Origin of the sequence: Allobosea sp. (assembly GCF_036675845.1) — a bacterium.
Lineage (GTDB): Bacteria > Pseudomonadota > Alphaproteobacteria > Rhizobiales > Beijerinckiaceae > Allobosea.
This window is the reverse complement of the sequence record NZ_JAKFED010000039.1, coordinates 21,293-31,866: the sequence shown is the minus strand read 5'-3', so window position 1 is coordinate 31,866 and position 10,574 is coordinate 21,293. Positions and strand designations below refer to the sequence as shown.

Sequence of the window (10,574 nt, the reverse complement as noted above, 5' to 3'; positions counted from 1 at the left end):
CATGCCGCCGCCGGCGGCACCGGCACCATCCTCTGCCAATGGGGCAAGGCGCTGGGCGCGACCGTGATCGGCACGGCCGGCTCGAAGGAGAAGGCCGCGCTCGCCAAGGCGCATGGCGCCGACCATGTCATCCTCTATGGCGAGGAGAACGTCGCGACCCGCGTCAAGGAGATCACCGGCGGCAAGCTCTGCGACGTGGTCTATGACGGCGTCGGCAAGGACACTTTCATGGCTTCGCTCGATTCGCTGAAGCCGCTGGGGCTGCTGGCGAGCTTCGGCAATGCCTCAGGCGCGGTCGAGGCGTTCAATCTCGGCATCCTGGCGTCGAAGGGCTCGCTCTATGTCACGCGCCCGACGCTGAACTCGCACACGGCGAAACGCGAAACCATGGTCGAGATGGCGAAGAACCTGTTCGGCGCCGTCGGGTCGGGCAAGATCACGGTCTCGATCAATGCGCGCTTCACGCTCGCGGAGGCGGCCGCGGCGCATCGCGCCCTCGAAGGGCGCGGTACGACGGGCTCGACGGTGATCATTCCGTAATCGGGCCTACGCGTTTCCGCCCGAATTGCCGGCTACGACTGCATCTGCCCCGGCGATCTTCGGGCGGATGCGGAACGGAACGGATTTCGCGCATGAACAGGTTGGGGCCGGCGGTTCTGCTGGCGCTCGGGCTCGCCGGCGCCGGGGCGGCGATCGTGCCGCCGGCGTTGCGGCTATGGGAGCTGCATGCGGTGGCCGATGATCCGGTCGCGCTCTCGTTGCTGCGCCTCGACGGCAAGCTCGATGCCCGGCGCGTCGCGGCGGGGATCGATGAGGCCATTCTCGCCGGCGACGTCGAGCTCGCCGAGAGTTTCGTCGCGCTGGCGGCCGAGCGCGGCATCGCCGTCGCGCCGGAACTGACCCTGCGCCTGCAGAGCTTGCGCGACGGCGCCTGGAAGCGCGCTGCCTCCGATTTCGGCCATGGCTTCCTCGCCGGTGAGCGCGACAGCGATGCCGCTTTTGCCGGCGCGCTCGCCAGCGATGTCAGCGGCTTCGGCGATCTGCGTGACCTCGCGCTGGAAGGCCGCAAGCTGCTCGGCGGGGAGGGCGCAGACGAGACCATTCTGGCGCTGGCCGCGGTCGGGCTCGCCGTCAGTGCCGCGACCTGGATCAGTGTCGGCGGCGGCCTGCCGGCCCGCGGCGGGCTGAGCGCCGTCAAGGCGGCCGGCAAGGCGAAGCTGCTCTCGCCGGCGCTCGGCGCCAATCTCGGCCGCGCGGCTGCCGGTGCGCTCGACCGTCCGGCGCTCGCCGCCAGCCTCGGCGCAGCCGCCCGCCTCGATCTCGCGGCGGCGAAAGCTGCTGCTGGCGGCATCGTCCGCCCGGCGGCGCTGGCGCGATTCTCGGCGCTCGGCCAGGATGCCGGCGTGCTCTATGCCCGCACCGGTCAGCGCGGCCTGCGCCAGGTGCTCGCCGTTGCCGAGGACGCCGGCGATATCGGCAGGGCGGCGCGACTCAGCGCGGCCAAGCCTTCGACGTTGCGCGCCACGTTGAAGGTGCTCGGCCGCTCGGCATTGGTGCTGGGCACGCTTGGGCTCAGCGCTGCGAGCTGGATGCTGGCGCTGCTCGGCTATGCGCTGGCGCTCGCCATAGCGGCGCAGCGCTTCGGCTGGTGGCTCGGCCGCCTCGGGCACAGGCGGCGCATCGCCGCCGTGGCGTGAGCCGGCTTGGCTGACCCTGGAACGCCGAGGCGAAAACGACGCTGACGCTGCCCGGAAAAAGAAAAAAGCGAAACCGAGCGAAAGAGAAAAGCGAAAGCGGCTCTACCTAGGGCAATGAGCGGGAAACATCGAATTTCCTGGACATTGCGTCATGTACCGCTTCCTGCGCCTCGCCGGTTTCAGCCTCTCCTTCCTCATCGTCGCGACGGTGCTCTACGGCCAGCTGACCGCCCGCCCGACCATCCATGTCGCGCTTCAGCTCGAAGACGGCCAGTCCAGGCTCGAGAAGCCCTCCCGGATGCGCATCGGGCGCGTCGCCGAACTCCGCCGCCTGCCGCGCACCGTCGGCGCGACACTGGCCTGAGGCCGCAGAGGCCGATCGGCCGGAGACGTCAGACCGCGACGCCGTGCAGATCGTAGGCGTCGGCCCGTTCGACCTTCACCGTGACGATATCGCCCGGCCGGAGCGGGCGGCGGCTGGCGACATAGACATTGCCGTCGATCTCCGGCGCGTCCCATTTCGAGCGGCCCTTGGCGACGGTCGGGCCGGCCTCGTCGATGATGACCTGGATGCGCTTGCCGATGCGGGCCCTGACGATCCGGGCGCTGACCTCAGCCTGCGTCTTCATGAAGCGATGCCAGCGCGCCTCCTTCTCGGCCTCGTCGATCAGCGGCAGGCCGAGATCATTGGCGGGAGCTCCCTTCACCGGCTCGTATTTGAAGCAGCCGACGCGCTCGAGCTTGGCCTCCTTCAGCCAGTCGAGCAGGAACTGCACGTCCTCTTCCGTCTCGCCGGGGAAGCCGACGATGAAGGTCGAGCGGATGGCGAGGTCAGGGCAGATCTCGCGCCATTTCCGGATGCGCTCCAGCGTCTTCTCGTGATGGGCCGGCCGGCGCATCGCCTTCAGCACGGAAGGCGAGGCGTGCTGGAAGGGAATGTCGAGATAGGGCAGCACCAGCCCTTCCTGCATCAGCGGGATGACCTCGTCGACATGCGGGTAGGGGTAGACATAGTGCAGGCGGACCCAGATCCCCATTTGGCCGAGCTCGCGCGCCAGTTCGAAGAAGCGGGTGCGGACCTCGCGATCCTGCCAGAGCGACGGCGCATATTTGATGTCGAGCCCATAGGCGCTGGTGTCCTGCGAGATCACCAGCAGCTCCTTGACGCCGGCCTTGACCAGTTTCTCGGCCTCGCGGAGCACCTCGCCGATCGGCCGCGAGACCAGGTCGCCACGCAATTTCGGGATGATGCAGAAGCTGCAGCGATTGTTGCAACCCTCTGAAATCTTGAGATAAGCGTAGTGCCGCGGCGTCAGCTTGATGCCCTGGTCGGGGACCAGGTCGAGGAAGGGATCGTGCTTCGGCGGCACGGCCTGATGCACAGCCGAGACGACGCTCTCATAGGCCTGCGGGCCGGTGATCGCCAGGACATTGGGGAAGGCGTCGCGGATCTGCTCCGGCTCGGCGCCCATGCAGCCGGTGACGATGACCTTGCCGTTCTGCGCCATGGCCGAGCCGATCGCTTCCAGCGATTCCGCCTTGGCGCTGTCGAGGAAGCCGCAGGTATTGACGATGACGAGGTCGGCGCCCGCATGGCTCTTGCTGAGCTCGTAGCCCTCCGAGCGCAGCGAGGTGATGATGCGCTCGGAATCGACCAGGGCCTTGGGGCAGCCCAGGGAGACGAAGGAGATTTTCGGCGCGACGGCGTTCATCGGCGGCAGGACTCGACGTCAGGAAAAAGGGAAAGGCGCGGCGAAGCCAGCGCAACTCGCGCTTCCTTTGAGCCTTTTCGAGCGTTTTGGCAAATGCCTGAGCCTGCGCCGGCCTCAACCGATCGCGGTCGCGACCGGTCGCTCGGGATCCTGGGTCCAGTCGGTCATCGAGCCGTCATAGAGCGAAACCTCGTCGCGCCCGAGCACCTCGGAGAGCACGAACCAGTTCAGGGCGGCGGTGTGGCCGGTGTTGCAATAGGAGATCGCCGGCCCGCTCGGCACGGCGCCGTAGAGCGTGCGGAGATCGCCGAGCGGCTTGAGCCGGCCGGTCACGGCGTCGAAGGCTGCCGCATAGTCGCAGGAGATTGCTCCCGGGATATGGCCGGGGCGCGCGGCTTCCGCTGCCTTCTCGGTGCCCGCGAAATAGCTGGACGAACGCGCATCGACCAGGGTGGCGAGCTTGCCGCGCGAGGCGACGAAGGTCGCGTCGGCTGTGCTGCGCAGGTCCTGCTTCACCACCACCGGATAGGGCGCAGCCGGTTTCGGTTTCGACGGCCCGGTCGCGACCGGGCGCTCGGGATCGGCCTGCCAGGCCTTGAAGCCGCCGTCGAGAATCGCCTGCTGGCCATGGCCGATCAGCTTCAGCGTCCAGTAGACGCGGGCGGCGGCGGCAAGATCGGTCGCGGCGAGGCCTGCCGGCACGATGAGGACCCTGCTCGCGGGCAGGATGCCGAGCCGGCCGGCGAGCTCCGCCAGATGCCCGAGCGGCGGCAGCATGCCCGGCGCATTGCCGACCTTGGCGCGCCAGCCATCGGCGGCGTAGTCGCTGTATACGGCGCCGGGGATATGGCCGATCTCGAAGGCAGCCCGCCCGCCTTCGGCCGTGCTGCGGATGTCGAGGATGATGAGGCCCGGCTGGCCGAGCGCGGCCTGCAGGGTCTCGGGCGAAACCAGTCCGGATACGGGAAAATCGCTCATTCCGCGGCCACCTGTCTCAGCTCGTCGACGACCTCCAGGGCGGTGGTCATCTCTGCGGTCGCCCCCAGCATGATCGAAGCGGAACAGTATTTTTCCTTCGACAATGTGACGGCACGCTCGGCCTTGGCCTGCGACAGGCCGCGCCCGGTGATGCGATAGGCGATGTGAATGCTGGTGAAAACCTTGGGGTCCTCGCTCGCGCGCTGCGCCTCCACCTCGACCTCGCAGCCGGTGATGTTCTCGCGGCCCTTCTTCAGGATCTGCACCACATCGAAGCCGGTGCAGCCGGCGAGCCCGATCAGCAGCATCTCCATCGGCCGGATGCCGATATTCCGGCCGCCATATTCAGGGGCGCCGTCCATGATCACGGCATGGCCGCTGCCAGCCTCGCCCATGAAGGCCATGCCCTCGACCCAGCTTGCTCGAGCTTTCATCGCCATCTCCTTCGACGTCGTGCGCTACGGATAGCCCGGCGCGGCTTCGGAGGCGAGAGGGGTCAGGCCGCGGCGAACAGGCTGCCATGCGTGATGCGCAGCCGGACGCGTTCGCCGATGGCCGGCGCGACCTGGCTGGCGAGATCGACGTCGAGTGCCTTCGGCAAGCCCTCGACGGCGACCTCGGCGCGGCGCAGCGGGCCGTTCCGGTGCAAATGCTCGACCACGCCGGGCAAAGCGAGCGGCGCGTCGTCGACGATGCGCAGATGCTGCGGGCGGACATAGAGCGAGGCCGGGCCGCCTCGGTTCTGGGAAAGACCGCCGAGCACCGGCCTGTCGAGGAAGAAGGCCTGGCTACCGACGACCTTGACCGGCAGGTGGTTGGCGTCGCCGAGGAATTCGCAGACGAAAGGCGTGGCCGGGTGGTCGTAGACATCGTCGGGCGAGCCGACCTGCTCGAGCCTGCCATCGTTCAGGATGGCGACGCGATCGGCGAGTTCCAGCGCTTCCTCCTGATCGTGGGTAACGAAGACGGTGGTGTGGCCGGTGCGCTTGTGCAACTGGCGCAGCCAGGCGCGCAGTTCCTTGCGGACCTTGGCGTCGAGCGCGCCGAAGGGCTCGTCGAGCAAAAGCACGCGCGGCTCGATGGCCAGCGCGCGGGCCAGCGCGACACGCTGGCGCTGCCCGCCCGAGAGCTGGCTCGGATAGCGCTTTTCCAACCCCGGGAGCTGGATCAGATCGAGCAGCTCGGCGACGCGGCGGCGGATCTCGGCCGGCTCCGGCCGCTCGCCGCGCGGACGCGATTTCAGCCCGAAGGCGACGTTCTCAGCCACGGTCATGGTCTTGAACAGCGCATAATGCTGAAAGACGAAGCCGATGCGCCGGTCGCGCAGCGAAAGTTCGCGCGTGTCGATGTCGCCGAAGAGCACGCGGCCGCGCTCGGCCTGCTCCAGCCCGGCGATGACCCGCAGCAGCGTGGTCTTGCCGGAACCGGAAGGGCCGAGCAGGGCGACGAGCTCGCCCGGCTGGATGTCGAGCGAGACGCCGCGCAAGGCGGGAAAGTTCTGGAAGCGCTTCTCGACGGATTCGACGATGACGGCGACGGACATGGGCTGAGCTCTCAATGGCGTCGGCTGGCGGCGATGGCGTCGGAGTAATGCCATTCCAGCAGGGTTTTCAGGGCGAGCGTGACGAGGGCGAGGCCCGCCAGCAGCGAAGCGACGGCGAAGGCGGCGGCGCCCATGTACTCGTTGTAGAGAATCTCGACATGCAGCGGCATGGTGTTGGTCAGGCCGCGGATCTTGCCGGAGACCACGGCGACGGCGCCGAATTCGCCCATCGCGCGGGCATTGCAGAGCAGCACGCCGTAGAACAGGCTCCACTTCACGTTCGGCAGCGTCACGGTCAGGAAGGTGCGCCAGGGCGAGGCGCCGAGCGTCAGGGCCGTTTCCTCCTCGGCCGAACCGAGCGACTGCATGTGTGGGATCAGCTCGCGGGCGACGAAGGGGAAGGTGACGAAGATCGTCGCCAGCACGATGCCCGGCACGGCGAAGACGATCTGGATGTCGTTGGCCTTCAGCCAGGGGCCGAGATAGCCCTGCGCGCCGAACAGCAGCACGAAGACCAGTCCCGAGATCACAGGCGAGACCGAGAAGGGCAGGTCGATAAAGCTGGTCAGCAGGCTCTTGCCGCGGAACTCGAACTTGGCGATCGCCCAGGCCGCCGCAATGCCGATGACGACGTTGAACGGCACGGCGATCGCGGCGACGAACAGCGTCAGGCGGATCGCCGCGAGCGCGTCGGGCTCGATGATGGCCTCGCGATAGGCCTGCCAGCCGCGCGCACCGGCCTCGACGAAGACCGAGATCAGCGGCAGGAACAGGAACAGGCAGAGGAAGGCGAGGGAGACGCCGACCAGGGCGATCTGAACGAGGCGCGACTCGCCCGTTACGCGTCGCGCCGCCCTGGCCGGGGCCAGATCCTCGATCTGCAAGGGCAGGCTCGCCTCAGACATCGCCGAACCTCCGGCGGGCGCGGGCCTGGACCAGATTGACCAGCAGGATCAGCGCGAAGGAGAGCAGCAGCATCAGTGTCGCGACCACGGCCGCGCCGGCATAGTCGAACTGCTCGAGCCGGATGACGATCAGCAGCGGTGCGATCTCGGAGACCATCGGCACGTTGCCGGCGATGAAGATGACCGAGCCGTATTCGCCGACGGCCCGGGCGAAGGCGAGCACGAAGCCGGTCATCAGCGCCGGCAGGACCGGCGGCAGCAGCACCGAGAAGACGGTGCGCCAGCGGCTGGCGCCGAGCAGCGCAGCTGCCTCCTCGATATCGGCCGGCAGCTCCTCCAGCACCGGCTGGACGGTGCGCACGACGAAGGGCAGGCCGATGAAGATCAGCGCCACCATGACGCCGAGCGGTGTATAGGCGACCTTGATGTCGTAGGGCGCGAGCAGGCCGCCGACCCAGCCATTGGGGGCATAGATCGCCGCGAGCGCGATGCCGGCGACCGCGGTCGGCAGGGCGAAGGGCAGGTCGACCGCCGCGTCGATCAGGCGCCGGCCGGGGAACTCATAACGCACCAGCACCCAGGCCAGGATCAGCCCGAACACGGCATTGACGCTGGCGGCGAAGAGCGCGCCGAGGAAGGAGAGCCGCAGCGCCGCGATGGTCCGCGGCGAGGTCGCCACGGCCCAGATATCGGCCGGCCCCGCGCTCGCCGCCTTGAGGAAAAGCGCGGCGAGCGGGATGAGGACGATCAGCGACAGCGCCGTCAGCGTGATGCCGAGCGCCAGGCCGAAGCCGGGCAGGACACTGGGCTCACGCCAGCGGGAAACCGTCGCGTTCATGGCTCAGCGCGTCGGCTTGTAGAGCTGGTCGAAGGTGCCGCCATCGCCGAAATGGGTCGGCTGCGCCTTGGCCCAGCCGCCGAAGACCGCGTCGATGGTGACGAGCTCGACCTTCGGGAACTTGGCGATGTCCTTGGGGGCGGCGGCTTCCGGATTGCGCGGGCGGTAATGATGCTTGGCGATGATCGCCTGGCCCTTCGGCGTGTAGAGGAATTCGAGATAGGCCTGCGCCTGCGCCCGCGTGCCCTTGACGTCGACATTGCCGTCGACCACCGTCACCGGCGGCTCGGCCAGGATCGAAAGGCTCGGCACTACGATGTCGAACTTGTCCTCGCCGAACTCCTTCAGCGCCAGGAAGGCCTCGTTCTCCCAGGACAGGAAGACATCGCCGATGCCGCGTTGGGTGAAGGTGGTGGTCGCGCCACGCGCGCCGGTATCGAGGACCGGGACATTGGCGAGCAGCTTGGCGATGTAGTCGTGGATCTTGGCTTCGTCCTTGCCGAAGGTCTTCTCCGCATAGGCCCACGCGGCGAGGTAGTTCCAGCGCGCTCCGCCGGAGGTCTTCGGATTCGGCGTGACGATCTGGAGGCCGGGCTTGACCAGGTCGCCCCAGTCGCGAATCGCCTTCGGATTGCCCTTGCGGACCAGGAAGACGATCGTCGAGGTGTAGGGCGAGGAGTTGTGCGGCAGGCGCGACTGCCAGTTCTCCGGCAGCTTCTTCGAGCGCGCCGCGACGGCATCGATGTCGCCTGCCAGCGCCAGGGTCAGCACGTCCGCGTTGAGGCCGTCGATGACGGTGCGGGCCTGGCCGCCGGAACCGCCATGCGACTGGCGGATCGTCTTGATCGTCCTGGATGGATTCTTGGCGTTCCACTCGGCGATGAACGCCGTGTTGATCTCGCGGTAGAGCTCACGCGTCGGATCGTAGGAGACATTGAGCAATTCGCTCTGGGCGCGGGCGCCGGTAATGACCCCGAAGCAGAGCGAGAAGGCGCCCAACGTCAAGCCGGCTTGCAGCAGGCGGCGAAATCTCTGTCGCGTCATGTCAGTGCTCCGTGTTGAACGGTCCGATAGGGGCGGATCGTTCGGAATAACAAACGAAACGTACTGAATTGGCGGCATATTCTCAATGGATCGCGGCAGTAAAGCCTTTCCAAACATCATTCGCCAGAGAGAAAACGCCTCTCCCGCGGATCGGTTCAATCTCAGCCGCGGGCTTGTTTTCGCGTCGTGGCGGCGACGGCCGCGCCCATCGCATGGCCGATGATGACGAGCACCGGCCCCTTGCTCGGCAGTTCGCCGAGCCGTTCCGGCAGGTCGGCGACGGTACCGGCAATGCGGGCCTCGTCCGGACGGGTGGCACCGAAGACCGCGACCGCGGGTGTCGCCGGCTCGATGCCGGCCGCGAGCGCGCCGTCGCGGAAAGCGGCGAGGGTGGCACGCGCCATGTAGACCACCGTGGTGGCGACCGGGTCGGCCATCGCGGCCCAGTCGATGTCTTTCGGCAATTGGCCGTCGCGGGCATGGCCGGTGACGAATTGCAGCCGCCTGGCATGGTCGCGATGGGTCAACGACAGGCCGAGAGACGCGGCGGCGCCCTGTGCCGCCGAGATGCCGGGCACGATCGCGACCGGGATGCCGGCCTGCGCGCAGGCTTCGATCTCCTCGCCGGCACGGCCGAAGATGCCCGGGTCGCCGCCTTTCAGCCGGACCACATGCTTGCCCTGGCCGGCGAGCGCAACCAGCATGGCGTTGATGTCGTCCTGCTTGACCGAGGGGCCATAGCCCTGCTTGCCGACCAGCAGGCGCTTGGCCTCGCGCCGCGCCAGTTCCAGCACATCGGCGGAGACGAGATCGTCATAGAGGATGATGTCGGCGCTCTGCAAAGCGCGGATCGCCTTGAGCGTCAGCAGCTCGGGATCGCCGGGACCAGCACCGACGAGGGTCACACGACCGCCGTCTGAGCCCGACGCCTCGATCTGGTCGAGCGTATGGCGCAGGCTCGCATGATCGCCCGCGTCCGGCCGGCGCTGCGGCTCGCCGAGGGCGAGATTGGTGAAGCTTTCCCAGAAGGAGCGGCGCGAGGGAAAGGCGAGCTCGCGTGCCTGCACGGCCGGGCGCCAGTCCTTGGCGGCCTGGGCCCAGTGCTTCAGCCCGGCCGGCAGCAGCGCCTCGATCTTGGCGCGAATCGCCTGTCCGAAGACGGGCGCCGCCCCGTCGGTCGAGATCGCCACCACAAGCGGCGAGCGGTTGACCAGGGAACCGAAGGCGAAATCGCAGAATTCGGGCTTGTCGACGAGATTGACGGGAACGCCCTGCTGGCGCGCCGCGGCGGCGAAGGCCTTCGCTTCGTCGATCCGTTCGATATCGCCGATGGCGAGCGCCGCGCCGTCGAGGTCGGCGGCCTGCCAGTTCCGCGCCAGGACGTTGACCGTGCCAGCCGGCGGGTCGGCGGCGAGCGCCGCGAACTGGGCCGTTCCGTTTCCGGCCAGGATCAGCAGGTCGCAGCCGGCGGAGGCGAGCAGTTCCGCCTTCCAGAGCGCGCCCTCGCTCGCCCCTGCCAGCACGACCTTGCGCCCGTCCAGCTTGTGGAACAGCGGCAGAGTCGCCAGCCGCTCGATGCGGCGGGGCGTGGTCGGTCGGGGGGCTCTGTCGCTCATCTTGGCGTCACTGCGGCTTTCACTTCCGGCGGCCTTTGCGTCTCGCTGTTCGGCGGCATGAACAGCCAAAGCCCGGCGAGCGCAAGGATGATAAGTCGGAAGCAAAGATCGAACCAGCGTTCGCGCGGACCCGGTTTGGTCTGGTCGAGGGCGCTCGTCAGCATGGCTTCCTCCCAATGATCGTCGCTATGGTGATCGACCGGCCGCAGTTCGCGTCGCTGCGCCATGCTGCTCATGGCCT

Annotated in this window: 12 protein-coding genes; 3 read left to right on the top strand and 9 right to left on the bottom strand. The window is 68.0% G+C overall.

Features of this window, described 5'->3' with window-relative positions:
- From V6M56_RS03735 to V6M56_RS03725, 3 genes are all read left to right on the top strand, one after another.
- A partial coding sequence (locus V6M56_RS03735; RefSeq protein ID WP_332681361.1) for a zinc-binding dehydrogenase occupies positions 1–540 on the top strand: 540 nt, incomplete at its 5' end.
- Positions 541–632: 92 nt separating this feature from the next.
- A complete protein-coding gene (locus V6M56_RS03730; protein ID WP_332681360.1) occupies positions 633–1,697 on the top strand; it encodes a hypothetical protein in 1,065 nt (354 codons plus the stop codon).
- Between the two features lie 151 nt (positions 1,698–1,848).
- The gene (locus V6M56_RS03725; RefSeq protein ID WP_332681359.1) at positions 1,849–2,061 is read left to right on the top strand and encodes a hypothetical protein; all 213 of its coding nucleotides are present in this window, start codon (positions 1,849–1,851) and stop codon (positions 2,059–2,061) included.
- A gap of 28 nt (positions 2,062–2,089) precedes the next feature.
- Here the strand turns inward: V6M56_RS03725 and rimO are convergent, their stop codons facing one another.
- From rimO to V6M56_RS03680, 9 genes are all read right to left on the bottom strand, one after another.
- On the bottom strand, positions 2,090–3,409 hold the full coding sequence (gene rimO, locus V6M56_RS03720; RefSeq protein ID WP_332681358.1) for a 30S ribosomal protein S12 methylthiotransferase RimO: 1,320 nt from the start codon (positions 3,407–3,409) through the stop codon (positions 2,090–2,092).
- 114 nt (positions 3,410–3,523) lie between these two features.
- Positions 3,524–4,387 carry a sulfurtransferase gene (locus tag V6M56_RS03715; RefSeq protein WP_332681357.1) on the bottom strand — a complete coding sequence of 288 codons (864 nt, stop codon included), beginning with the start codon at positions 4,385–4,387 and terminating at the stop codon, positions 3,524–3,526.
- Entirely contained in the window at positions 4,384–4,821 is a 438-nt protein-coding gene (locus tag V6M56_RS03710) for an OsmC family protein (protein WP_332681356.1), read from the bottom strand. The genes V6M56_RS03715 and V6M56_RS03710 overlap by 4 nt, the downstream gene beginning before the upstream one ends.
- A 62-nt stretch (positions 4,822–4,883) precedes the next feature.
- Entirely contained in the window at positions 4,884–5,930 is a 1,047-nt protein-coding gene (locus V6M56_RS03705) for a sulfate/molybdate ABC transporter ATP-binding protein (RefSeq protein ID WP_332681354.1), read from the bottom strand.
- Between the two features lie 11 nt (positions 5,931–5,941).
- Positions 5,942–6,835 (bottom strand): sulfate ABC transporter permease subunit CysW, encoded by an 894-nt coding sequence (gene cysW, locus V6M56_RS03700; protein WP_332681352.1) that lies wholly within the window; start codon positions 6,833–6,835, stop codon positions 5,942–5,944.
- On the bottom strand, positions 6,828–7,673 hold the full coding sequence (gene cysT, locus V6M56_RS03695) for a sulfate ABC transporter permease subunit CysT (RefSeq protein ID WP_332681350.1): 846 nt from the start codon (positions 7,671–7,673) through the stop codon (positions 6,828–6,830). Before cysT ends, cysW begins: the two co-directional genes overlap by 8 nt.
- A gap of 3 nt (positions 7,674–7,676) precedes the next feature.
- Positions 7,677–8,717 (bottom strand): sulfate ABC transporter substrate-binding protein, encoded by a 1,041-nt coding sequence (locus tag V6M56_RS03690; RefSeq protein ID WP_332681348.1) that lies wholly within the window; start codon positions 8,715–8,717, stop codon positions 7,677–7,679.
- A gap of 161 nt (positions 8,718–8,878) precedes the next feature.
- Positions 8,879–10,333 carry a siroheme synthase CysG gene (gene cysG / locus V6M56_RS03685; protein ID WP_332681346.1) on the bottom strand — a complete coding sequence of 485 codons (1,455 nt, stop codon included), beginning with the start codon at positions 10,331–10,333 and terminating at the stop codon, positions 8,879–8,881.
- The gene (locus V6M56_RS03680) at positions 10,330–10,569 is read right to left on the bottom strand and encodes a hypothetical protein (protein ID WP_332681344.1); all 240 of its coding nucleotides are present in this window, start codon (positions 10,567–10,569) and stop codon (positions 10,330–10,332) included. Before V6M56_RS03680 ends, cysG begins: the two co-directional genes overlap by 4 nt.
- Positions 10,570–10,574: the final 5 nt, after the last annotated feature.

Excerpts from the sequence above, each read along its gene's own strand:
- V6M56_RS03730 (WP_332681360.1), top strand. The coding sequence starts at position 633 with ATGAACAGGTTGGGGCCGGCGGTTCTGCTGGCGCTCGGGCTCGCCGGC.
- cysG (WP_332681346.1), bottom strand. The coding sequence starts at position 10,333 with ATGAGCGACAGAGCCCCCCGACCGACCACGCCCCGCCGCATCGAGCGG.
- V6M56_RS03705 (WP_332681354.1), bottom strand. The coding sequence starts at position 5,930 with ATGTCCGTCGCCGTCATCGTCGAATCCGTCGAGAAGCGCTTCCAGAAC.
- V6M56_RS03715 (WP_332681357.1), bottom strand. The coding sequence starts at position 4,387 with ATGAGCGATTTTCCCGTATCCGGACTGGTTTCGCCCGAGACCCTGCAG.
- cysT (WP_332681350.1), bottom strand. The coding sequence starts at position 7,673 with ATGAACGCGACGGTTTCCCGCTGGCGTGAGCCCAGTGTCCTGCCCGGC.
- cysW (WP_332681352.1), bottom strand. The coding sequence starts at position 6,835 with ATGTCTGAGGCGAGCCTGCCCTTGCAGATCGAGGATCTGGCCCCGGCC.
- V6M56_RS03680 (WP_332681344.1), bottom strand. The coding sequence starts at position 10,569 with ATGAGCAGCATGGCGCAGCGACGCGAACTGCGGCCGGTCGATCACCAT.
- V6M56_RS03710 (WP_332681356.1), bottom strand. The coding sequence starts at position 4,821 with ATGAAAGCTCGAGCAAGCTGGGTCGAGGGCATGGCCTTCATGGGCGAG.
- rimO (WP_332681358.1), bottom strand. The coding sequence starts at position 3,409 with ATGAACGCCGTCGCGCCGAAAATCTCCTTCGTCTCCCTGGGCTGCCCC.
- V6M56_RS03690 (WP_332681348.1), bottom strand. The coding sequence starts at position 8,717 with ATGACGCGACAGAGATTTCGCCGCCTGCTGCAAGCCGGCTTGACGTTG.
- V6M56_RS03725 (WP_332681359.1), top strand. The coding sequence starts at position 1,849 with ATGTACCGCTTCCTGCGCCTCGCCGGTTTCAGCCTCTCCTTCCTCATC.